The sequence below is a fragment of the Dehalococcoidia bacterium genome (assembly GCA_041653995.1).
Lineage (GTDB): Bacteria > Chloroflexota > Dehalococcoidia > GIF9 > UBA5629 > CAIMUM01.
The window spans coordinates 72,116-95,412 of the sequence record JBAZEK010000005.1 but is presented as its reverse complement, the minus strand read 5'-3'; the positions used below and the strand labels follow the sequence as shown (position 1 = coordinate 95,412).

The following is a 23,297-nucleotide window of genomic DNA, read 5'->3' as shown; positions in this document are numbered from 1 at the left end:
CTCATTCAGTTGGCGCAAAACCGGTAACCTACGCCCGGCACTGTTTGAATGAATACAGGGTTGGATATATCCTGCTCTATTTTCTTGCGCAGCCGATTGATGATGACGTGCGTGTACTGATTGTTATCCTGATATGCACTTCCCCAGACATCACTGAGGATCATGTTGTGAGTAAGTACCTTACCCGCGTTTATGGTCAGTAGTTTGAGGGTTCTGTATTCGATTTCTGTTAGTTTTATCGATTTTCCGTTCCTTTGCAGTTGCATAGAATTGAAATCCAGTTCGAGTTCACGGCATTTGAACCTGGAAGAATTCATCTGTATATGATTGGTCTCAGTTCGTCGTAACAATGCTCTCACCCTCGCAAGCAGTTCATTCAAACCAAAAGGCTTTAAGATATAGTCGTCGGCGCCGTTGTCAAGGCAGAGCACTTTATCGCTTTCGTCACAGCGGGCGCTGATAACAAGTATCGGTACACTGCACCAATCCCTGATCCTGCCCAGTACCTCGAAGCCGTTTATTCCGGGGAGGTTAAGGTCAAGCAGAATGAGATTGGGAACTCTTAATTCCGCCTGTTTGAGCGCTCCCGGCCCGTCGACCGCGGTGCGAACCTCGTATCCCCTTGCAGCGAGGTTTATCCGCAGGAATTTAAGCATGGCAACGTCATCTTCGACAATCAGAATATATTTACGCATGCTTCTCCTGCCTGATAAAATGGGGCTAACACCACTTTCTATCTGCCAGGATATAAGCTATGCGATACCGGCTAAAAAAAGGATAAAAATAAGGCCTAAATAGCTAAAATTTTACTAAAATATGTGGTATCGCTATGCGTCAGCGCAGGATGTGTGTGCACTCGACGCTAAAATTATTCATGTAGCTAACTTGGTTGACCATGTTATGCATGACCAATCCCGCATTTTACAATAGTATGTGCGCCATTTTCTATTGAGTTAAATACAATTTGTATGTTTGAATAAAACTGAGGATTTTATGTTAGATTCATATAGATTCAAATGCCCCAAAGATAATTGGTACATGTTCTGTGACGGGTTTATATGTGATTTGATTTCAAAAGAATGGAGAGAATACAGCGATTATCTACAAAGGATAGAGAATGAGAAATTATACTCCACCCCTGACCATATCCCGCTCTATTCAGGGCATCTGGTATGTAATCAGTGGTTGGCCTGAGTGCGAAGTCTAATTTATACCCCATATCTGAACTCGTTCCGGTCAATACATCATCTTCTAAGTCTGTACATAAAGTTAGGGTTATATATTTACGTTTCACCAGACCATCCTCCCAAACGATGATTTTTAGTATAGCAGTTGTGTCAAGGGCGATGGTCTTAAGGGAATGTGGTAAAAGACCTGTGTGTTAGTTAGTAGCTTTGAAAGCGGTAGCCAACGCCCGGCACTGTTTGAATGAATGTGGGGTTGGCCATATCAGGCTCTATTTTTTTTCGCAGGCGGTTGATGATTACATGGAGGTACTCTCTGGAGCCAATATACTCGGGGCCCCAGACTTTTCCCAGCAGCATATTCTGGGTCAGCACCCTGTCGGCATTTTTCACCAATTCACGAAGCGTATTATATTCTGTGGGTGTCAAATCGATCTCATTGCCTGATACGATTACCCTGTGATAGGCGAAATTAAATATAAAACTGCCGCTGACGAACGTTGGATGGTCGATACCGTTATCGGTCGTTTTACTACGGCGGAATATAGCCCTTATCCTTGCCAGCAGTTCTTCGATGCCGAATGGCTTGGTCAGGTAATCATCAGCGCCCAGATCCAGACAGGTCACCTTGTCGCTTTCATCACCTCGAGCGCTGATCACGAGTATGGGAACATTTGTCCATTCGCGGAGCTTTTTACAGACTTCCAATCCGTTCATGCGGGGAAGGTTTATATCCAGCAATACCAGTTCCGGTAAATCTTTTTCTATTTCCTCCAGTGCTTTTACGCCGTCCATTGCGGTATTAGTATTATAGCCGCGGGCAACCAGGTTGGCGCGCAGGAATTTGAGCAGGGCAGGATCATCTTCAACTATGAGTATCTTTGGCTCGCCCATTCTCAATTTACCAGATGATTTATAATGTTTCTCTCTCCGTTATAGAGATAGTCAAAGCAGTCATACTATACTTATCAGTGGAATGCTGAAACTGAATTTTGATCCTTTCCTGTGTTGGCTCTCAATCCAGATTTTACCTCCATGCTCTTCGACAATGCCTTTGCAGATAGCCAAACCCAGCCCCATCCCGCTCTTTTTTTCAGTTAAGGCAGATTTTTCCCGGAAGAAATTATCGAACAATAATGGCTGTGAGTTGGTTGATATGCCGGGGCCTTTATCGGTAACCGAAATGATAAGGTTGTTATCAACGATGGAGGCGCTGATTACTATAGGGCTGCCCTGTGGGGAATATTTGGTCGCGTTGTCCACCAGGTTGGTAATAACCTGGCCGAGGCGCAAACAGTCAGCGAAGATTACGGGAAGGTCTGAGGGGATTATTAGTTTAAGGCTGTGATCATGGGTAAGGGTCAGCAGCGCGGTTTTTATTTCACTTACAATGTCTTCAATATGGCAGTATTGCCTGTTAAGCTTGAAAATTCCCATTTCCAGTTGTGATAAGTCCATCAACGCGTTGATAAAACGTGTGAGCCTGTCGATCTCCCGGTCCATAGTCTGCAGAAAATCCTGCTTCTCCTCCTCGGTCCATGTTACGTCCGATGCCAGCATCGTGGAGGAAAAGCCCTTGAGGGTAGCCAGCGGTGTGCGCATTTCATGAGAAACATGCGATAGGAAAAGCATGCGCAGGCGCTCAAGTTTTTTTCTCTGCGTGATATCGCGGCTTATGCCGAGGTATCCTTTGAACCGATTTTGACTGTCATAGAGGGGGATGGCGCGAGTCCCTATAAAAACCAGGTGTCCATCCTTAGCCTTCACGCTTTCTTCAGAAGAGCCGAAAGGCGGATAATCAGTACCAGGCTTATCGATTAAGTCCTTACTTTTTCTCGCAGGTTCTTCAGCTATGAATTCAGACGGACGCCTGCCCAGCATCTCCTGTACACTGTACCCCAACAACTCGTTTACTCTGGGATTTACGTAGGAAAATCTTGCCCTTTCGTCTGTTTCCCATATCCAATCGGGCGACATCTCAGCCATATCCCTGAATTTCATCTCTGATTCTAGCAGTTTTCTCTCCAGCATCTTCCGCTCCGTGATATCGCGGGCTGTGGTCATCGTAGCCGGTTGTCCATGGTAATCAATTAGAGATGCGGATAGCTCGACGTCTTTAATCGAACCGTCCTTGCACTGTATTTGTACTTCGTAGATATTCGGCAATTTCTGGCCGGATAGCCGTTGGTAGTAGCGACTTGTTACAATGTCTTGGTATTGCGGCGTTAACAGTCGGCGGAATGGCATTCCCAGCAAATCTGCAGCCGGGTAGCCGCTGGTATTCGCAAAGGAACGGTTGACGAATTGGAATACAGTATTTTGCACGATGGCTACTCCGTCGTTAGCTTCGTTTACCACAGTTGCGTACTTAGCTTCTGATTCCCGCAGCTGTTTCTCCAGCGCTTTCCTCTGCGTCATATCGCGGGCAACCGTCATAGTAGCCGGACGGCCACCGTAATTAATAAGAGCCGCGGAGATCTCGATTTCTTTAATCGTGCCGTCCTTGCACAGTATTTGTACTTCGTAGATATTCGGCAGTTTCTGGCCGGATAGCCGTTGGTAGTAGCGACTTGTTGCAATGTCCTGGTATTGCGGCGTTAATAACTGGCGGAACGGCATTCCCATCGCCTCCGCAGCCGAATAGCCCGTAATATCTTCAAAGGCCCGGTTGACAAGCTGGAACACGGAATCCTGCACGATACCTACCCCATCATTAGCTTCATGGACCAGGGTTGCATATTTCTCTTCCGACTCCCGCAGCTTTTGCTCCATAGCCTTCCGCTCCGTGATATCGCGGCCTATCGCCATGACGGCGGGCTTGCCGTGCAGATGAACAAGTGATGTGGATATCTCCGTATCTTTAATCGTGCCGTCTTTGCACTGAATTTGCACTTCATAAGTGGGCGGTGGTTCCTTGCCGGCCATCCGTTCCCGGTAACGTTCTCCCACAACGTCCCTGTATTCCGGAGCTATAAAATTGAGGAGCGGCATTCCGATAGCCTCTGCAGGAGCGTAACCTGAGATTTTCTCAAATATCTTATTTGCAAACTGGAATACACCGTCCTGCACGATGGCTACGCCATCGGATGCCTCGTTCACCAGTGTGCCATATTTCTCTTCCGATTCCAGCAATCGCTCGATCTCTTTGACATGGGTAACTGCGCCTCCTATGCTGTTGGCTACCGTTTCCAGGATAGGGCGTATGGCTGCGGGTATCTCGATCACATTATGAAATCCCAGATTCAGGCAGGCAACGACCTGGTTTCTGTGCATAGCGGGTATTGCAGCCCCTGCCCTGATGTTTTGCCCAAGCAGTTTCCAGTCCATGACAGGGTATCGATCTTCATGCAGCGAATAGACGGGTACTCCGCTCATCACAATTTTGGCATACCGCGATTGTTTACTATAGCAAGAAATGGCTGCAGCAGATTCGGCGCCGAATTCCTTGTGAATTGCCAGGTTGAGATGACCTGATACCGGGTCTAACAGGTATATGCCGCCGCAATCTGCTTCGGAAATGCTCAGGGCGGCTTCGAGGATTAAATTAAGGATATCATGCAGGTTGTAATTACTGGCACAAGTTTTAAAAAGGTCGCGTACGATGATTGCTGCTTTCTCTGCTCGTTTTCGCTCAGTTATATCTTCGAACAAAGCAATGAACTGCCCTTGCGCGGGGATAAAAGCATTGATTTTGAGATATTTACTGGTCAGGCTGTGGTAGAACTCGAATTGCAAGGGTTTTCCTGCCTGAGCAACCTTGCCGCAAATGTCGATCCATCGGCCTTCAGTGTCGGGGAATATCTGTTCGATAATTTTCCTGGTTATCTTTGCCCGTGGTTGTATGCCGAGTAAGCTGTGGATGGCCCCGTTTGTTTCCAGAGGCAAGAAATCTGCAGGTTTTCCCTTATCGTCACAGATGATCCGGCCAAGCACATAGCCTGTTGTCAGTTGTTCAATAACATTTGAATATAATCCGGAATTTTGCTTGACGGGCTTCCTTCTGGGGATTCGAATTTTGCCGTCCTGTTTCTTTTGAGAGATACTCTTCGTCCTCATGAGCCGGCCGAGCTAAATGGCTATCCCAAACACATGGCATAAAACGTATCGATTGCGAATATGTTAACACGGGGAGTTACATAATTCAATAAATGCGCATAATATGAACAACTGATCAACTAGTGGCTGATATCGCTGTGTATTGACAGTCGCCTGCCCACTATAAATCCTCAGGGCCCGTTGACAAAGCTGCGCACAGCTGAAGATGTGCCCCAGCCGCAGGCATTGCCCGGCACTGCCTTCCAGTAGATGGTGGAGCCGTCATTGGGGAATCCGCCAACACCCTTGGCGGTTATATTGCCAACGATGCCGTTATAGTAACTGGTGCCGGTCTCGCATTTCAGTGTGTCCGCGTTGGCCTGCTTTGCCGGTAAGCCTGTTGAAAGGGCGATTAAAAGAATGGCCGGCAATATGAGAAGGCAGTGACCGAAGATAATTCCGGCCCGTGGTTTCATCGTATGACTCCCGCATGGATCATAAAAATCATCCTGTACAGTGAACTACGCTAATTTAACTTTGTGTAGCTCTCCTCAGATATCTGACCGTTCTTGCTGTCGCCGATCCACACGATCTTGCCGTTATCGTAGTCTGCCTTTATGCCCCAGGCATAGTTGGGCACTATCGCGTGCCCGATGCTGATGGTCCATCCTCCTCCTGAATAAATGACTCCGGTGTAGCCTTCGATATCTTTACCAGTGCTGCTGCTGAGGGTAAAGGAGATATCGGCAGGCATAAATACGGCCGCATCGGGATGGTTGGCTTTGATGAAAGTAATGGCATTGTTCAAGATTTCCATAGTCACCTCATCTCCCGGGGTTGCCGGTGCTGGCTCAGCGCACGCTAAGCCCGACAGGCCGGCGCCCACAATGCCTGTCACCGTTACTAAAAGGATGCACGAATATTTTATCCTGTTCAACCGGTTGCGCTCCTTTTTGCAGTTACGAGTTGATTTTACAGCCGCAGCATCGACTTGTCTAATGATGCCGGATATGGCGGAGGTGGGACTTTAGTACGGTTTTATTCGGGCGCAGCTAAAGCAAAGCCCCTGCAGGGGAAAAACGAAATATGTGGCGCACACCGAAAGCGACAATATTCGGTTGCGAGTGATCGTATGCATACAATACTATCTATTTCAATATGCGCGATGTACCTGTACTACCGGGCGAGTATTCAAACTGGAAGGATACCGGTTGCGAACTTCATTCTCTCTGCCTGGAATGCCCCTTTCCGCGGTGTCTGGAGGAGAAGCCGCGGGGGAAGCAGCGGGCTCGCCTTAAGCTGAGGGCTCTGGCGATGAGGAAGATGCGGCGCAACGGCAACGGCGTGCGTGATGTGGCAAGGGCCTTCGGCGTCAGTGTGCGCACCGTGCAGCGCGAAATGAAGAGACGGAGGGCGCTGTTCAAGCTGGCCCTTATGCGATAGCGATCAATGACAACGGAACTGGATATCAAAAGCCTGGACCAGATGGACCGCGCGCGGCTGGCCGCCTACAGGTCCAACCTCGATTTCTATAACGGCACGCAATGGTCGGAGCGCTCACGCTTCCGCCAGCTCGTCTTCAACTATGCAAGGATAGCAGTGGACAAGATCACCAGCTATATGATGAACGAGTTGAATTTCGCCTGCGAACCTGCTGCGGGCGGGTTTGAAAACCCGCCCCTACAGAAAAATGTAGGGGCGGACCTTCATCTCCGCCCGAAAGAAGCGGATATCGCCAAACGTGCCGAGGAGCTCATCTACTCGGTCTACGACCGCAACAACTGCGCCGAGCTGGACTATACCACCGAGATCGACGCGGCCATACTGGGCGACGGCTGCTACAAGGTCACCTGGGACGCCGCCGAGAAACGCATCCGCATCACCGCGCCGGACGTTAACGGCGTCTTCGCCTGGTGGCAGGGGGACGATATCACTCGCCTCTACCGCGCCGCCTCACGCTACCAGCTTTCCTCCGACGAGGCTGCCATGCTTTATAAACAGAATATCAATAAGAAAACTGTTTCTATCACCGAGGTCTGGGACGTTAAGTCGTTCACACTCTACCTGGACGACCGCGTCATCGAACGCAAGCCCAATCCTTATGGTTTTATCCCGTTTATCATCTTCCCCAACCTGCGCCAACCCAAGCAGTTCTGGGGCATCTCCGATATACCCGCCCTGCGCGAGCCCCAGCGCGAGCTTAACCGCGCCCTCACGCAGCTTTCCCGCATCCTCGAGGTCTCGGGCAACCCCATTGCCGTCCTGGAAGGAGTCGATCAGTCCGAGAATATACAGGTGGCGCCCGGCGCCGTGTGGAACGTCCCGCCGGACGCGCGCGCCTATTTGCTCGACCTGCTGCAGGGTGGCGGCATAAGGCTGCATATCGACTATATCGACCTGGTCTACCGCACCATGCACGACCTGTCGGAGTCGCCGCGCGCTTCGTACGGCGGAATCGAACGCGATCTTTCAGGCATCGCGCTGGAAGTCGAGCTGCAGTCTCTGCTGCAGAAGGTGCGGCGCAAACGGCTCATCCGCACCAACGTCTACCGCAGGCGCAACGAGATGGTTCTGGCGCTGCATAAAAAGTTCGCGCGACAGGACCTTACCGGCGTCAGCCAGCGCATCCTGTGGGGACAGGTGCTGCCGCAGGACCGCGAACGCGAGGCCCGGAACGAGCAGATCATGGTGCAGTCGGGCATCCACTCCAGGCGCACCGCCATGGATAACCTGTCCGTACGCGACCCCGAGGCCGAGTTCGAAAAATGGATGGCCGAACGCAGACGTATTCTGGAAATGAACAGCGAGTTCAAGGCGCAGACCACCTACGGCAGAGCGAGAGAGAGAAGCACAGCCGCAGAGTCGGATGCACTTTAATAAAACACGTCACAAATAGCTTGTCATTGCGAGGCCGAAGGCCGTGGCAATCTTGTGCAGGTGCAATCACACAAGATAGCTGCGCTGATGCTCGCAATGATCACGGAGGAGTAAATTGAAAGAAGAGATCAATGCACAACCTATCGATACCGATACACCCGAAGACACAGCTAAGCTGGCAGGCATGGAGACCGCCCTGGGCGAAGCGACGAAATCGCTGGAAGCTAAGACGGGGGAGTGCGAGCAGCTCAAGGCCGCGCTGGACGACGCCGTGAGAGCCTATCGCAAGCTGGCGGTCGGCGCCAGCCCGCTCTATTCGGACGACATCATCAGCGGAAGTTCGATCGATGAGATCGATTCTTCCATCAAAAAGGTCAACGGCCTGGTCAAAAAGATGAGGTCGTCCCTCGAGGCCGAATTGAAGGAACTGACCATACCGGCCGGCGCTCCCGAAAGGTCCGCCCCCGATACGTCCGGCCTGTCACCCAGGGAGAAAATCAAACAGGGCCTGGACAGGAAATAAAGGAGAATTATGGCAACGTTACTAACCGAAGCCGCAAAACTTTCCAACGACGTCCTCTACCAGGGCGTCATCGAGACCATCGTCAAGGACAGCCCCCTGCTGCAGCTTCTGCCCTGGATCGAGATACAGGGCAATGCCCTGACCTATAACCGCGAGCTGACCCTGCCCTCGGCCGAGTGGCACGCCGTCAACGACGACTGGATCACCAGCCCCGCCGTTACCTTCACCCAGAAGACGGCCACCCTGGCCATACTGGGCCAGAACGCCGATGTGGACAACTATATCCGCCAGACCCGCTCCAATATACAGGATGTCGAGTCCGCCATCATCGAGCTCACCGCCAAGGCCATACGCCACGAGCTGGAGGACAAGCTCATCTATGGAGACAATACGGGCAGCCCCAACCAGTTCGACGGACTGGTCAAACTGATCAATACCGGCTCTGCCGGCGAACAGCTCATCGCCGCCGGCGCCACGGGCGCCACGCTCACCCTCTCCATGATCGACCAGCTCATCGACGCCGTCAAGGGCGGCAAACCCGACCTGTTGATGATGAGCCGTCGCTCCCGCCGCAAGATCATGGCCCTGGCCAGGGCGGCGGGCAACAACCTCGAGGTGGGCAAAGGCGCGCTGGGCGAATTCGTGCAGTACTACAACGGAATACCCATCGCCATTAACGACTTCATCAAAGATACGCATACCCTCGCCGGCAGCCTCGAGACCGCCTTCACCGGCGATACCTGCTCCACCATCTATTCGCTCTCCTTCGGCGAGGACGGACTCTGCGGGCTGACCGACCGCGGCGGATTGCAGGTCGTAAGGATAGGCGAGATGGAGACCAAGGACGCCTCACGCACGCGCATCAAGTGGTACGTCAGCCTGGCCCTCTTCTCAAATATCAAGGCCGCCGCCCTGATCGGGGTGAAAGACTGAGATTGAGATTGGGGGATAGATGACCACGTTGACTGAAATGCGGGCGGACGTACGCCGTGATCTCAAGGACGAGGTTGCCGCCGGCTATCGTTGGAGCGACGACGAGATCGACCGCGCCATCGAAAAGGCCGTGCTGGTCTACTCCAGCTATTGCCCTCTCATGCAGCTCGACGCCACCATCCATACCGTGGACCAGGGCAACACGGTCAGCCTGGCCACGCTCACGGAGCGCATCGACGTCGTCAAAGTCGAGCATCCCATCGATAATCAGCCTTATCCGTCCCGGCGCTTCAAAGTATGGGGCGACCTGCTCACTTTTCAGGACGGCTATACGGGCGACGGCGGGGTATGCAATATCTACTGGTTGAAAAAGCATACCCTGGGCGCCTTTTCTACCATACCGGCTGCGCATGACCACATCATCGCCGTGGGCGCTGTGGCTTTCGCCGTCAGCTCGCAGGCCCAGTACCAGGTCAACCTGGCCAATACCGGAGGCCGGACTGTGAACAAAGACTACGGCGCCTGGGCCAGGGCAGCCTTCGAAGCTTTTTACCGGCTGCTTCAAAATGCCCGGTCCTATTCGCCCGGGAAACTGGTCACAGGCGAACTCACTGTAGAAGCGTAATTAAAGGTCATTGCGAGGAGCACAGCGACGAAGCAATCCTGTACGTGATTGCGAGATCACAAGATTGCCGCGCCCTTCGGGCTCGCAATGACATGGGAAAAAAGGCCCGCAATGACGGGATAAAGAAAATTAAGGAGGAAAAAATGGAAACAACTCCGTTGGACGGTTACAAGAAGATCATCGTGGCTATTCTTTCGCTGGCGGCCGGGTCTCTCGGCCTTTTCATCACCGACCCGGCCAAAGCTCAGACGGTCGGCCAGTTCCTGATCGATGTGCTCAGCCCGGTCGCCATCACCCTGGTCGGCGTCATTTATACCATCGTGCAGGGCCAGATCGACAAGGAAAAGGTCAGGACTGCGGCTACTACCACCGGCGCCTCCACCTCCGGCGAAGCGAATCAATCCCCAAAAGCATGTAGGGACGGGTCTTCAGACCCGTCCGCTTCAACACCACCGGCTATCCCGGCCGCTGCGCCCTGTATTCCGGCTGCGCCTGCGGATAACTACATTCCGCTCGACCTGGATTCAGCCGTGGGGTCCGCCGAGGAATCCTGCCGCATGGACGGTGTGGAAGTGACCCCCATCAGCCGCGCTTTCTACTTCTATCCCATCGTCACCCGCTTCGACCTGCGCGAGGTGCCCCGCGAGAAGCGCGTGGACGAGGCCAAACGCCTGGTCGATAGGGCTCTTGAATTATTTAGCGAGGCCTTCAAATTCCAGACGAAGCTCGCCAGGCCCCCCACACCGGCCGAGGCCGTCAATTACCACGCATTCATGCTCAAGCTGAAAAAGGACTATGAGAAGGCCAATAACCTCACCTGCTCCGATAAGACCTTCGAGGAGCTGCGCAACCTCATATCCTATTTCAACGACCTTTACACCGCCCGGGACGGCCTGGCCCAGCTCAGCGGCAAAACCGTGGACTGGTCCATCTACGGCAGCGGCGCCTTCACCCCCACCCAGGTCGGCTGGGACTACGTCAAACTCTCGTAAATGTAGGGGCGGGCTTTTAAGCCCGCCCGCAAAACCCGTATCAATGTATGGGCGGAACTGAAGGTCCGCCCATACATTAATCTATCGGCGCCATAATCTGGAAGCCGTCGATTGTATCGATGACCTGATAATGCTCCCTGATGAAGGCGTCAATGGGATCTGAGTCATCCCGCTTTAACGGTTTTTGAACCACCGGCCAGAGCAGCTCGTGCGTTGAATATTGCGCCCGGACCACCAGTTCGGGCAAACGCTCTCGCCCGATCATGTCGGCAAGGATGGAAGACTTTACCGTTCCAGGCAGAAAATCGGAAATCCAGGTTGTATTTGTCGAAGGCGGGCGGTCGGTCAGAAAATACAGCATCGGCAGGTTTTCATATGCCAGTATCCTGTCGCCGGGTGAGGAGTTGTGCTCAACGGCGGCAACCAGCCCGTCTAAAATCCGGGCACGTTCCGCTGTTGTGCGTATACCCTGCAATTTGGCCGAAGACGCCTGGCTGTCAAGGCGTCCGATATAATCATCCCTGTAAGGGAAACACGCCGCCGCAATCCCGCAGTAAACATAGACCAGGGCCACGATGATAAATAACGCCCTTATCAGCCATCTGCAACCTTTCCCCGGCTTATGTGTCCGAGTGCCGATCCAGGACCATGACAGGCAGAAGGCCATGGACACGGGAAGCCATGCTATGGCTCTCACCGATCCTGAGGCGGGGTAATTGGCCGTTCCCAGTATCATCAGGACGGTAATGAACAGTGCCGCTGCGGCAAGCCTGTAAACCGGCTGCCCTCCGTTGTTTTTTTCATTGCCTCTTGCATCGATGAAGCGCCGGACAGCCGCCGCGAATACGATGCTGAACGCCAGGGCAATCAGAATATAGGAGTATCGCCACGTTCTGCGGCTGAAAGGATTCGTAAGCAGCCCGTATATATCGCCGCGCAGCCATAACACTTCCTGGCGCAGTGTATCGAAATAAAATATTAGGGATACAAGACAAAGAGCAGCAACTACAATCAGTACGCCGGCGCCGGTCACGGGATACTTCCGCAGCGCCGCCAACGCCGTCCGGTAATTAATAAATAATATCACGACCGACAGCAGTAAAGCGGGCAGCAGCAGGTAAAGCAAAGAGTAGGCGAGATATCTGGCCATTTCTCTTAACGAGTGGCCCGCGATGCCCGTTGTCTGCGTCAGCGAAGATAAAAAATAACCGCAGAGATCGAAGGCATATAGTGACAGGAAGAAGCAGAGCAGGCCTGCGAGGAAGGCTGCCATGAAGGCGATTGCGGCCTTTATCCCGCCGGGGGGTCTCGCCCCGCACAGGGCGTCATAGCACAACGTTACCAGCGGGAAAAGGAGAACAGGCAGCAAAGAAATCCGGCACAACGCGGACAGGAGCGCCGCTATCCCCGCTCCTGCGGCGAGCAGCACCTGCTTCTTGCCGCCCGATTCGCAGGCCGCCAGCCATAGCCAGACGGCTATCAGCAGCCCCAGCACGGGCATCTGGTTGTAACCGAGTACCTTGATGGCGCCACCCGACACGAAAATCAGGCTCACGCCCGCGGCTGCAAAGCTGGGTATTGGCTTGAAATAGCGCAGCAATATGCCGGCCGTGGCCAGCGCGCACAGGAGCATGAAAACGGCCCATACCACGCGCAGACCGAGCAGTCCGCAACCAGGGAAAATATAAAAAACCAGCGACGCAAACCAGAAAGAGAGGCCGAATGCAGCGTTGGAATCCATGAATGGAAGGTCTCCCTGCGAAAAGCGCCATGCTTCAGAGCAGTAGAGGCCCTCATCGGTCACATCGGCACCCGCCGGCAGAAAAAAAACGCACCAGCCTGCCCAGGCAAGAATAAGTATTAAAACACACCAGAGGATTCGGATATAATGCTTTTCCCCGGCGATGTGCGTGATTCCCGCTCTACTTTCGGTTGTAAGATCAATCATTGCAATGCTGATCTGCGTAATATCATCTTGGCCATTAACTAATCTAATTGTGGAATAACATAAATACACCCGCAACAACCAGTACCACACCCAGCCATCCAATGAGCGTCATATTATCCTTGAAGATCATGACGCCCAAAAGGGCCACGATTACATAGGATAGGCCCCCAATAATGGGATAGACTCGGCTGAGTTCCATTTTGGTTAGTACCAACCAGAATGCCAGTAAACCGATAAATACCGCGAAGACAGCCAGCCACGTATACAGGCTGGTTATCATCCTGATGAAGAACGGTATCAATTCGTTTACATTTTTGGGTGCCTGTCCGGCGGCCGTTACGGCCATTTTGACCATGACCAGAGCGGCGACATTGCCGATGATTGTAACTAAAATCAATATATGTGGCAGCATGTCATATCTGAGTAGATTCATGTGGTGGTTATCGCATTAACGGACTTGATAACATAATCGATTTCATCATCACGTAATTTCGGATAAAGCGGCAGCGTAATTGTGCTGTCCCCGATTTGCTCGGCCACAGGGCACATTCCTCTTTTGAAATTATACTTTTGGCGGTAATACTTCAGCAGGTGTATCGCCCGGTAATTGACTGCAACACCGATATCCTTATGCTGAAGCTTGTGCATAATTGAATCACGTTTTTCAGGGGCAACGAGTATTGTAAACAGGTGTCTGGCGCTCTTCGATCCCCGCAGTATTTTCAGGCAGGTTATTTCCGAATTATTCTTGAAGCCTTCTTCATATTTTCTACAGATTAGCTCGCGTCTCTTCAGTTTTTTTTCGATTCCCTCCATTTGGCCCAATAGCATTGCGGCCTGAATGTTGCTCATATTGTATTTCCAGCCGAGCATCTCCATATCCCAGTGTTCGTATTTCCTGGAATATCTGTCGGACGCCCCTTTGCTCATTCCATGCAGTCGCAGCTTTCTAATGATTTTAGCAATTCTACTATCGTTTATGTTGACCGCTCCGCCCTCGCCGGACGTTATGTTTTTCGTGGCGTAAAAGCTGAAGCATGCTGCGTTTCCGAGCGTCCCCGGGCGTATTCCATCCCGTACTCCTTCAATACAATGGGCCGCATCCTCTATGATGATTAAACCGTGCCTGTCTGCGATTTTCCTGATCTTTTTCATATCGCACATCTGGCCGTAAAGGTGCACCGGAATAACGGCCCTTGTCCTGGGTGTTATTGCTTCTTCAATCCGGTCGGCGTCTATATTACCGGTTTCAGATTCAACATCAACGAATACCGGGGTGGCGCCAGTATGCAGAACAGCATTGGCAGTTGCGATAAAAGTCATCGGCGTGGTAATGACTTCATCTCCGCTACCCACACCGTGTGCCAGTAACGATAAGTGTAATGCCGCTGTGCAACTGTTTAGGCCAACCGTGTATTTGCACCCAAGGTATCGAGAGAATGTGTTTTCAAATTCCTCCACCACCTTGCCATGTGTTAGAAAAAGGGAATTCAATACCTTTGACACGTTGTCAATATCTTTTCGGCTAATGTTGTGACGGTAAAATTCTACTTTCATATAAGGTGTCCCGTATCGTCATTTCCTGTAACGTTATCTCAAGATATTATATGCCGGTATTAATGACCCGGTATGCGTATATCTTCAACTATATAGCCGTGAGTGGCGCCAGTTGGCCCCGGTCAATTACATCTTCTCAGATAAAGGAGCCACAATTCATGAGCTTTATGAAATAACCTACTCCGGATGCGAGGTGCAGAAGAAAAATCACACCGGCTGCAACTACGCCGGTTCTCACTATGATGCCATTATGCCACATGTCGTCAATAGAACTGAGGAATTCTATCAGGCTGAAAACAAAAAGCGGGAGCAAAGACAGGCTGTATCCCCACATCCAATTATATGCAAAGGGCGAAGTGGTTTCCACTAAAAAAGCATATTGGGCAATTCCTATTAATGCCATTATCCAGGAGATGACCAGCCCATTATTTTTAAAAGCCTTCTTGGGATTCAGTAGCGTTATGATCAGAGGGAAGGCTGTTGCAAGCAATATGGATATAAAAATATTTCGAGTGACCGTGTTCCAAATATAGAAAGGTTTGATTTCAATTGCAGATTTGTACCCCACTTCAGGCGCTATAAACATATTATACGATTGCCAGATTAACACGGCGAGGGCGGGAAGTATGATCACTGCCATACAGGTATATAACTTAATATTTCTTGTGTGCGTCAGCACCAGTTGTATTGCAACAGCCGGTATAAAGACCAGTGCAAATGAGGGTTTCATAAGGACACTTACCATAAGTGCGGCGGCCAGCAGCCCCCCGTATTTCATGACCTCCCCCGATTTTGAATCCACAGCTTTAATCATTGCGAGGTAGAATATGATGCAAAGCAACATAAAAGGCTTTAAAGCGGTCAGGGTTACGCTGGTGATCATATTGGGATTTCCCTGGCCGAGGTACATGTTCATACTAAAGCTCGGAACATAAATAGCAATTACCAGAGACACGCATGCCGTCATCAACAGGATGAAGTTTTCCGAATACTTGTTTTTCAGGTAAGACGCCAGAATTTTATAAACGATGAATATGGTCAGGACCGTAAAGAGAGTGTGTACAACAATACCCGATTCTTGTAGTGTACGGCCTGTGAGCTTTGAAACACCAATAGACAAAGCGTGAAATCCGGGATGGGGCAGGAAATATTCACCGGTTGCCCATCTGTCTGCTAACTTCATATGCTCATTCAGATTCCCCATGTAGTTCTTTGGACAAATGAACATGCTTTTGTAAAAGAGGAAAAAATATGTTATCAATAGCACTCCGAAGAATGCCAGCTTTTTAAGAATGGACAAAACTTGCTTTGAATCAGTGTATTTCATTTTGTGCAATTAACTATAAAAGCCCATTTACTAGTCTCTTCGGACTACTGCAATTAGCGAAACTCCGAACGGCAAATCCATATTACGGATTAAATATTTCTCCAGTCTTAATAGTGCAAGGAATATATCGTTTATAACAGGAATAGTTTTATATTCCAGAGAACCATTTATCCCTTTATTTTTATTCTTATCAAAATTAAATATTCGACTGATCAGCCTGATGGAAGCCAGCAATGGAAAAAGGAAGAACATGAAAAATGTCACTCGCGATACTGAAAAACCACTGTGTTCCAGTTTTGCCATCAAGGCTTTTTTGGAGTAACGCCTTATATGATGCGATGTATCATCATGGCGGCTCCATAAAGACTGATAAGCCGGCACCGTTAAAATTAGATATCCTCCCGGTCTCAAAGCCCTGTGGATCTCACATAATGCTTTAACATCATCTTCGATGTGCTCAAGCACATCGAAAAGCCCGACGGCCTCATATTCCGCTTTAAAAGGCAGAGCAAGAACGTCTATTCGATACAGGGGTACTGAGCCGGATCTCTGCCTGCAGAATTTGAGCCCTTCCAGGAAAAGATCACACCCTTCCGCATTAATATTATTTTGCCTTAAAAACTCCAGGACATTGCCATTACCACATCCTATTTCAAGCATGCGGATTTTTTCCGGGCAGGTAATACTCCTCCTGATGACGTCCAGTATGATCTCTTTCCTCCCCACGTGCCAGAAATGCTTCTGTTCCATTTCGAAGAGAAATTTAAAAGCGGTTGTATTGAAGCTGTCCCCGCTCATATCCTGATCAATGAACGAGGGGAATCCATCAACCGTGAAATATTTACAGGCGCATTTATTACAAATATATGTTGCACCTTCGGCTAAGAGGATTTGCTTGCATTTCGGGCAATAATAATTCATGTTTACTGGCTTTAATGATATTCGATCCTGCCATCCCTTGTTTTAATGGGGACATGTCGCATCCACAGCTGTTTAACCCACCAATCGCGATTGTGCCTGTACCATTCGATGGTCCTGGCCAGGCCGTCATCGAATTCTACCGTCGGCTTCCAGCCGATTGTTTCGCTTGCTTTAGCCGTACTGGCAATATGCCGGATCACCTGTCCGGGTCGGTCACCGATATGAGTGATCAGGGATTTCGGTTTGTTCAGCTTTTCAATAATTAAAGCTGCGATCTTTTTAATGGACACGTCCTTTCCAGAACCGATATTGAACACCTGGCCCCTGACTTTATCAATGCTCGACTGCAGTACGTTATCAAGAGCGATACATAGATCGGTTACATATGTCCAGTCCCGCGTATTCGCGCCGGTGCCGTGAATGGTCAGCGGTTCGTCAAGCAGGGCGCTGGTAATAAATCGAGGGATGGCTTTCTCCAGGTGCTGGTTCGGCCCGTACATATTGAAAGGACGGATTATAATTGCAGGTATGTTGTAAGTTGACCAGTAAGAATATACCAGCCTGTCGGCTCCGGCCTTGGCAGCGGCATAGGGGCTGGGTGGGTTGAGGGGATGATCCTCTGTCATAGGGCTTGATAGGGCGGTCCCGTAGACTTCGGAAGTTGAGATATGGATAAACCGTTCGATCGAATCCTGGTATTTGAGTACGGCATTGGTGATTACCTGAGTGCCCAGTACATCTGTTTCAAAAAATACGGTGTTATCGAATATTGACCTGGCCACATGGGACTCGGCCGCAAAATGCACAACAGTATCCGCCTTTGAAACGAGCTCGCCGACCAGTTCCCCATTCCTGATGTTCCCGTACCAGAACGAAAAGCGCTTATCATTCTTGATATTTTGGGGGATGTTTTCTATATTTCCGGCGTAAGTCAGAGCATCAAGCACTATAATATGGCAGCCGGTGTAATTATCAAATATATATTTAACAAAATTGCTGCCGATAAAACCGGCGCCGCCTGTGATTAAGATTGTCTTAATATTAACTCCTCCTGCGTGTCCAAGCTTGTTTATAGGCGTAATCCGGCTTCGTAAGTATTCTCCTATTATATCCAGAGATGGAATGTGTAATAGGACCTGTCAATATTACCCCCAATGCTTGCCCACGCCTTCTGTACAAAAATATTAGTAATTTGAGTTGGTGTCTCAATCTTGCTGCATCCCTGCTCCTTCACCCAGCGCGATGCATGAACTACAGCATCTGTATATACCCCTTTCCCCCTCGCAGTTGGATTGACAGCAGTTAGAATAACATCACCTGTATTACCGTCATCCTTAATTTTAATTATAAGGAAGGCCACTACTATTTTGTCTATCTCTGATACTAATATGTGATTAGCCAGCTTCTTATCATTGAAAGCGTTGACTGCCCATCGCTCATAAAGCTCACGGCATTTTCGCCTTTCAAGTTTGTCATCCGAGTGATAGTGGGATATATATCCTGTAAAAGATGCCTCCGCGATCTGTCTCACAATTTCCTTGTCCTTACCGGTTGCCGCTCTTGCCCTGTATTTCGTCTCAGGTATTTTATATTTGGTGAGGTCTATTGAGTAATATACGAGAGTATCCATCAATTGGAATTTTCTTCGTTCAAGCTCGTGTATCCATCCAAATGCATGAGTAGGGCATCTGCTTATTAACAACTTTACACCCCGCATCCTGGCCGCTCGTATGCCTTTTTCAATATTCGATTTTTCCAGGGTGGGCGACAATTTGGCAATTGTAAAGCCAAAATGTTTTGTATCCCACTCAGATATCTGTATGCTCAAGCGCTGAATTCCTGTTGTTTTAGTTTTCGGGGCAACTAATATTATTCACAGCCCTTTTTTTCTCTGATAATGTAATCAGGTCTTTTCTTAGTTTGAATGTTCATCCTACCAATATATTCACCGATAATGCCCAGGCATAGTAATTGAACGCCTGCGAAGATCGTTATCAGGATTATCGTCGTAGTGAACCCGGGCACGGTGAATCTATATACGAAAAAGCATATAAAATAGACGATCGCCATCAACAGGCCGATTATGCCAAAAACTGTGCCAAGCAGCATAGCAATCCGGAGTGGAACGTCTGTAAAGGAAATCACCATATCAAGCCAGAGACTGATTAGCTTCAATGGTGTGTATTTGGTTTTCCCGCTCAATCTCTCATCGTGTGCTACTTCCACTGTCCCGACCCTGTAGCCCATCCAACAGAGTAATGCATCAAGAAACTTGCTTGTCTCGTTCAACAACTTAAGATGATCGACAGTGTAAGACCTTAGTGCCCTGAAGCCACTCAGGCTCGTCGTTTCAACGGGTATTACCCTCGTGAGCACCCATTTGGCAAACTGCGAACCGGCCCGCCTGAAAAGATTGTGCTTGCGCTTCATGAATACCCCAAATACTATATCGTATCCCTCATTTAATTTATCGATAAGCTTGGGTATCTCCTCCGGTGGATTCTGCAGGTCAGCGTCTATCGTTATAACAGTCCGGCCCTTTGTGATCTTAAATCCGGCCAAAATTGCAGGATGCTGACCGAAATTACGAGTAAGTCTTATAATCTTGATATGGTTGTCCTTGCCGTGTAAATCGACAAGTAGCTGATATGAGTTGTCAGAACTGCCATCATCTACATAGATGATTTCGTAATCTTTGCCTAATCCCTGCATTACGCTGGTGAGGCGATTATGAAGCACAGGTATGTTGTCTTGTTCGTTCAATATAGGAATTACGATTGAGAATTCCATTGAATTACTATCAATATCACTGTTCATTTTATTCTCAGCCAACTACCCGGCATCTCCGGTCATTTTATTCTCTTGATTAGCAATTTGTAAACTCGGGCACTTATAACTGCATAACATAATAAGGCTGGTATAATGCGACCGGCTGATACATTGACATATATATTTGAACTTTTTTGAGAGCGACATTATGTCTTTGCCTCCATAGCATATACGAACTATCATTTTAGACATCATGCGTCAGGATTATGCCGGCCGAAAATATGTAGATTGGGCACAGGGTAGGTCATAAGGGTATGAGAACCCTTTCAGCAGACCTTATCGCCGAGCAACGTAAGCCAGCTCGTAATCCGCTGATCAAAGTAGATATCGCCGCCTTCGGCCACCCGGCCGCTGTGTCCGCTTCCGCCCTGCAGTGGTCTGATTTCACCTGGGAGCGCCTTACTTCCCCGACTGATTCCACGCCGGTCGGCCTGCACTCCGTGGCCATTCCCGCCGATGGCTCCCTCTGCCGCGTCAGGGCCGGCGCCACTATCTATTACCAGCGTGTCACCACTCCGTCCGCCGGCGATACATGGACGTCGTGGACTTCGTGGGGTGGTGGCCTGGCCAACTCCCCCGTCGCCATCGCCGCCGCAGGCACGGAGGTTATCGCTTTCAGTTCCGACGGTGTCTACCTCTACTATAAGAAGAGCACCGACAGCGGCGCTACATTCGGCGCATGGACCGCCATGAACAATACCCGCCCCTGTGAACGCGGCTGCGCTGCCGCCTTCAAGCCCAACGGTGACGTCGCCGTGGTGCATGCCACCGATTTCAACGATCCCACTTCGCTTTACATACAGAAGCGGGTATCGTGGACCTGGTCCACCGGCCTCGGGCAGATCTCCGGCGACCATGCCGTATCCGCCCTGGCCATGTACTACAACGGCGACTGGAATATACTCGCCCTGCTGCTGGACGGCTCCTACGTCCGCCTGGCCAGGGGAGTCTACGGCGATGGCGGCTCTTACGCAGCGGGTACCTGGTCCGGCTGGACCTTCATCAATTCCTATAAAGCCCGCGTCGACTTCAGCGCAGCCATGCATATGCGCCGGTTCCGCACCGGTCGTGCCGGCCGCTATGTACCCACCTACTACGAGCAGGTCAGCTCCATCATGCAGCAAAGGGCGGTCGATAACCTGGGCGTCGACGATCCCTATCTTACCTATCACGCTTCGCTGGGAGCCGTCTTCAGCTTCGCCAAAGACAACACTCCCTGGTTCTACCGTCTTAAGCCGGGCACTCTGTTCAAGGATTCCGACTGGTCCCGTGCCTGGCCGCTGGATGTCACCGCCACTTACGGCCTTGCCCTGGCCTGCGACGGCGCCTATCTTTACGCCGCAGCGCCCAACCAGGTCTGGCGTACCGCCATCCCCTCTTCCTGGGCCCCGCCGACTCCCGGAGCCGGTGCCGGAACGGATTACGCCGTCCCCGCTGCGGATATCATCGCCGTCAAAGAAACCGTCAAAGACCATGCCCCATCTTCACTGGAGGTGACACTGGATAATTCCCGATGCACATATAACAGCATCGGTGGCGGTGCGGCGTCGGCCGCGGGGAAATTGAAGCGTGGCGCACAGCTCACGCTTTCCATCGGCTACCGAGCCACCGCCGACCTTTATTCGGTTGCCGGCAAATACTCCGTCGAGCGTATCTCCTACGCCCGGGCTCCCGGCGTCAGCCGCCTGGTCGTCGGCTGCATCGATGCCTGGGGCCTGCTGCAGCGCTATTCTTTCAACCGCCCCGTGTTCTGGAACGAGTACACGGACACCTGCACCGTCTATGATTTGATCGAAAAGGTCGTGCAGGCCGTGGGCGGCAGCCTGTCTTACGTGTCACGCAGCGCCGGTATCACCGGCACCTATCCCCGCTTCGAGGTACACACAGGGGAGAACGCCGCCGTTGTTCTTCGCCAGCTCCTTGCCCTGGTGCCCGACGTGATTTATTTTGTCGGCCTCACCGGATATATCGTCTATCCCCAGGCTACGGATACCGCGTCCTATTATTTGAAGTTCCCGATGTAGCATACCATGTCATTGCGAGCGTAGCGAAGCAATCTGGTGTAGGGAAATAACGCTACACAGGATTGCCGCGTCGCCTGCGGCTCCTCGCAATGACGAAGAAGGAAGAGGCCTCGCAATGACATTATGGTTCAGGAGGTGAATAATGGCCTGGTTAACCGGCTGGTCCTATAGAAAGGCGATAGTCATCGCCCCTTCTGCCGATGGGGCCCAGTCCGATTATCAGTTGAAATTGCTGGTCGGCGAGAGCGCCGGCGCATCCGGTGAGCAGGTCGATTGCGCCGGGCACGTCCTCAGTTCCTTTGACGACCTGCGCTTCACCACCTCCGACGGCGTCACCCTCTGCCCTTACTGGATCGAGAGCGTCACGGGCACGACCCCCAACCGGCTGGCCACTATCTGGATAAAGATACCTTCGATCGCCGCGTCCCCGGCCGCCGCCACCATCTACATGTACTACGGTAATGCGGGAGCAAGCTCAGAGAGCAGCGGGACAGATACCTTTATTGCTTTTGACGACTTTGAGAGGGGCAGTGATGGAGACCCGGTAGGTGGTAGCTGGGGTACTGTTACTAACGTGGAAATAGATACGGCAATATACTGGCCCGGCGCTGGATCAACCCGGTCGGGACGGTGGGTGGGAGGGACTGCGCAAGCCCGGATAAATCGTGCAGCATCCTCCTCTATCGCCATACAGATGAGGATGATAAAAACCGATGCGGGTGCCCCGATTGTGTGGCATGGTGACGCCGGCAGTCGGATGTATGCTCTCTTTACAGGCACGGAGAACTGGATGTTTTATGACGGCTCGTACCACACGGTTGAAGCCTTGAGCCATAGCACATGGTATCTATTCGAGTACAGGAATTTTGACTACGATGCCAACACGTATGATATGGTGCGAGACGGTGTGGTTAAGCGGATAGCCGCGGCGCAAGAAGCCTCAGCCGCAGCGAACGGCATTATATGGATTTACAATTCGGCTGCTTCCGGTGACATAAATATTGATAATCTCATCGTCCGCAAATGGACCCCCAGCGAGCCCGCCTGGAGCAGCTTCGGAACTGAGGAATATCTACCTACGCCGCCCCCCGATTACCACGTCATCCTCTCGGGCGTTTACTCCGAAGAGGCCCCCGAAATCAACCGGGCCTTCGTGGTCGGCATGGACGCCGCGGGAGGGCAGGTGTCCGGCGCCGCCGTGGCCCAGGCCGAGGTCGACCTGGTCGGCGAGCGCACGGATGCCCACCACGACCCCGCCATCCCCACAGCCGCCGTGGCCGCAGCGGTGGCAGCCGCCATGCTGGCCAAATGCCGCCTTGACGGCCGCAGGGCGGAGATCGTCATTCCCCCGCACTGCGGATTGGAGCTGTGGGACGTGCTGGCGGTCATCGATACCGTCGCCAACCAGGATACTCTGTACCGCGTCAGCGGTTACCAGCTCGAATACGACACAGTCAAAGGCGCTTACTTCCACCGCCTGCAGCTGTGCGCCCTGTGATAATAATAGTCGTAATTGACATTG

At 51.2% G+C, this 23,297-nt stretch carries 21 protein-coding genes; 8 read left to right on the top strand and 13 right to left on the bottom strand.

Annotated features, from left to right (window positions below):
• Positions 1-5: 5 nt before the first annotated feature.
• From WC359_12240 to WC359_12220, 5 genes are all read right to left on the bottom strand, one after another.
• A complete protein-coding gene (locus tag WC359_12240) occupies positions 6-695 on the bottom strand; it encodes a response regulator transcription factor (GenBank protein MFA5401207.1) in 690 nt (229 codons plus the stop codon).
• Between the two features lie 690 nt (positions 696-1,385).
• Positions 1,386-2,078, bottom strand: a complete 693-nt coding sequence (locus WC359_12235; GenBank protein MFA5401206.1) for a response regulator transcription factor — start codon at positions 2,076-2,078, stop codon at positions 1,386-1,388.
• 60 nt (positions 2,079-2,138) lie between these two features.
• On the bottom strand, positions 2,139-5,069 hold the full coding sequence (locus WC359_12230) for a PAS domain S-box protein (protein MFA5401205.1): 2,931 nt from the start codon (positions 5,067-5,069) through the stop codon (positions 2,139-2,141).
• A 341-nt stretch (positions 5,070-5,410) separates the two neighbouring features.
• On the bottom strand, positions 5,411-5,695 hold the full coding sequence (locus WC359_12225) for a hypothetical protein (protein ID MFA5401204.1): 285 nt from the start codon (positions 5,693-5,695) through the stop codon (positions 5,411-5,413).
• Positions 5,696-5,745: 50 nt separating this feature from the next.
• Positions 5,746-6,036, bottom strand: coding sequence for a hypothetical protein (locus tag WC359_12220; GenBank protein ID MFA5401203.1), 291 nt, complete (start codon positions 6,034-6,036; stop codon positions 5,746-5,748).
• Between the two features lie 341 nt (positions 6,037-6,377).
• Between WC359_12220 and WC359_12215 the strand changes: the two genes are divergently transcribed.
• The 6 genes from WC359_12215 to WC359_12190 all read left to right on the top strand — a co-directional run bounded on the left by WC359_12215 (position 6,378) and on the right by WC359_12190 (position 11,169).
• Positions 6,378-6,662: a helix-turn-helix domain-containing protein gene (locus WC359_12215; GenBank protein ID MFA5401202.1), complete on the top strand. Its 285-nt coding sequence runs from the start codon at positions 6,378-6,380 to the stop codon at positions 6,660-6,662.
• A 6-nt stretch (positions 6,663-6,668) separates the two neighbouring features.
• Positions 6,669-8,096, top strand: a complete 1,428-nt coding sequence (locus tag WC359_12210) for a phage portal protein (protein ID MFA5401201.1) — start codon at positions 6,669-6,671, stop codon at positions 8,094-8,096.
• Between the two features lie 115 nt (positions 8,097-8,211).
• Positions 8,212-8,619: a hypothetical protein gene (locus WC359_12205; protein MFA5401200.1), complete on the top strand. Its 408-nt coding sequence runs from the start codon at positions 8,212-8,214 to the stop codon at positions 8,617-8,619.
• A gap of 9 nt (positions 8,620-8,628) precedes the next feature.
• Entirely contained in the window at positions 8,629-9,552 is a 924-nt protein-coding gene (locus WC359_12200) for a major capsid protein (GenBank protein ID MFA5401199.1), read from the top strand.
• A 19-nt stretch (positions 9,553-9,571) separates the two neighbouring features.
• Positions 9,572-10,177, top strand: coding sequence for a hypothetical protein (locus tag WC359_12195; GenBank protein ID MFA5401198.1), 606 nt, complete (start codon positions 9,572-9,574; stop codon positions 10,175-10,177).
• 143 nt (positions 10,178-10,320) lie between these two features.
• Positions 10,321-11,169 carry a hypothetical protein gene (locus WC359_12190; protein MFA5401197.1) on the top strand — a complete coding sequence of 283 codons (849 nt, stop codon included), beginning with the start codon at positions 10,321-10,323 and terminating at the stop codon, positions 11,167-11,169.
• 76 nt (positions 11,170-11,245) lie between these two features.
• Here the strand turns inward: WC359_12190 and WC359_12185 are convergent, their stop codons facing one another.
• The 8 genes from WC359_12185 to WC359_12150 form a co-directional block, all read right to left on the bottom strand.
• Positions 11,246-13,117, bottom strand: a complete 1,872-nt coding sequence (locus tag WC359_12185) for a hypothetical protein (GenBank protein MFA5401196.1) — start codon at positions 13,115-13,117, stop codon at positions 11,246-11,248.
• 43 nt (positions 13,118-13,160) lie between these two features.
• Positions 13,161-13,550, bottom strand: coding sequence for a hypothetical protein (locus WC359_12180; protein MFA5401195.1), 390 nt, complete (start codon positions 13,548-13,550; stop codon positions 13,161-13,163).
• A complete protein-coding gene (locus tag WC359_12175; GenBank protein ID MFA5401194.1) occupies positions 13,547-14,674 on the bottom strand; it encodes a DegT/DnrJ/EryC1/StrS family aminotransferase in 1,128 nt (375 codons plus the stop codon). Before WC359_12175 ends, WC359_12180 begins: the two co-directional genes overlap by 4 nt.
• A gap of 136 nt (positions 14,675-14,810) precedes the next feature.
• Positions 14,811-16,001 (bottom strand): hypothetical protein, encoded by a 1,191-nt coding sequence (locus WC359_12170; protein MFA5401193.1) that lies wholly within the window; start codon positions 15,999-16,001, stop codon positions 14,811-14,813.
• A gap of 30 nt (positions 16,002-16,031) precedes the next feature.
• Entirely contained in the window at positions 16,032-16,922 is an 891-nt protein-coding gene (locus tag WC359_12165; protein MFA5401192.1) for a class I SAM-dependent methyltransferase, read from the bottom strand.
• Positions 16,923-16,933: 11 nt separating this feature from the next.
• On the bottom strand, positions 16,934-17,947 hold the full coding sequence (locus WC359_12160) for a GDP-mannose 4,6-dehydratase (GenBank protein ID MFA5401191.1): 1,014 nt from the start codon (positions 17,945-17,947) through the stop codon (positions 16,934-16,936).
• Between the two features lie 80 nt (positions 17,948-18,027).
• Positions 18,028-18,750, bottom strand: a complete 723-nt coding sequence (locus tag WC359_12155; protein ID MFA5401190.1) for a GNAT family N-acetyltransferase — start codon at positions 18,748-18,750, stop codon at positions 18,028-18,030.
• Between the two features lie 41 nt (positions 18,751-18,791).
• Entirely contained in the window at positions 18,792-19,754 is a 963-nt protein-coding gene (locus tag WC359_12150) for a glycosyltransferase family 2 protein (protein MFA5401189.1), read from the bottom strand.
• A 251-nt stretch (positions 19,755-20,005) separates the two neighbouring features.
• Between WC359_12150 and WC359_12145 the strand changes: the two genes are divergently transcribed.
• Together WC359_12145 and WC359_12140 are read left to right on the top strand one after the other, a co-directional pair.
• On the top strand, positions 20,006-21,775 hold the full coding sequence (locus WC359_12145) for a hypothetical protein (protein MFA5401188.1): 1,770 nt from the start codon (positions 20,006-20,008) through the stop codon (positions 21,773-21,775).
• A gap of 142 nt (positions 21,776-21,917) precedes the next feature.
• Positions 21,918-23,273, top strand: coding sequence for a DUF2341 domain-containing protein (locus WC359_12140; GenBank protein ID MFA5401187.1), 1,356 nt, complete (start codon positions 21,918-21,920; stop codon positions 23,271-23,273).
• Positions 23,274-23,297 lie beyond the last annotated feature (24 nt).

Coding starts and splice junctions, on each gene's coding strand:
- WC359_12210 (MFA5401201.1), top strand. CDS start 6,669: ATGACAACGGAACTGGATATCAAAAGCCTGGACCAGATGGACCGCGCG.
- WC359_12140 (MFA5401187.1), top strand. CDS start 21,918: ATGGCCTGGTTAACCGGCTGGTCCTATAGAAAGGCGATAGTCATCGCC.
- WC359_12185 (MFA5401196.1), bottom strand. CDS start 13,117: ATGATTGATCTTACAACCGAAAGTAGAGCGGGAATCACGCACATCGCC.
- WC359_12200 (MFA5401199.1), top strand. CDS start 8,629: ATGGCAACGTTACTAACCGAAGCCGCAAAACTTTCCAACGACGTCCTC.
- WC359_12220 (MFA5401203.1), bottom strand. CDS start 6,036: ATGGAAATCTTGAACAATGCCATTACTTTCATCAAAGCCAACCATCCC.
- WC359_12235 (MFA5401206.1), bottom strand. CDS start 2,078: ATGGGCGAGCCAAAGATACTCATAGTTGAAGATGATCCTGCCCTGCTC.
- WC359_12225 (MFA5401204.1), bottom strand. CDS start 5,695: ATGAAACCACGGGCCGGAATTATCTTCGGTCACTGCCTTCTCATATTG.
- WC359_12165 (MFA5401192.1), bottom strand. CDS start 16,922: ATGAATTATTATTGCCCGAAATGCAAGCAAATCCTCTTAGCCGAAGGT.
- WC359_12215 (MFA5401202.1), top strand. CDS start 6,378: ATGCGCGATGTACCTGTACTACCGGGCGAGTATTCAAACTGGAAGGAT.
- WC359_12240 (MFA5401207.1), bottom strand. CDS start 695: ATGCGTAAATATATTCTGATTGTCGAAGATGACGTTGCCATGCTTAAA.
- WC359_12170 (MFA5401193.1), bottom strand. CDS start 16,001: ATGAAATACACTGATTCAAAGCAAGTTTTGTCCATTCTTAAAAAGCTG.
- WC359_12190 (MFA5401197.1), top strand. CDS start 10,321: ATGGAAACAACTCCGTTGGACGGTTACAAGAAGATCATCGTGGCTATT.
- WC359_12145 (MFA5401188.1), top strand. CDS start 20,006: ATGAGAACCCTTTCAGCAGACCTTATCGCCGAGCAACGTAAGCCAGCT.
- WC359_12180 (MFA5401195.1), bottom strand. CDS start 13,550: ATGAATCTACTCAGATATGACATGCTGCCACATATATTGATTTTAGTT.
- WC359_12195 (MFA5401198.1), top strand. CDS start 9,572: ATGACCACGTTGACTGAAATGCGGGCGGACGTACGCCGTGATCTCAAG.
- WC359_12175 (MFA5401194.1), bottom strand. CDS start 14,674: ATGAAAGTAGAATTTTACCGTCACAACATTAGCCGAAAAGATATTGAC.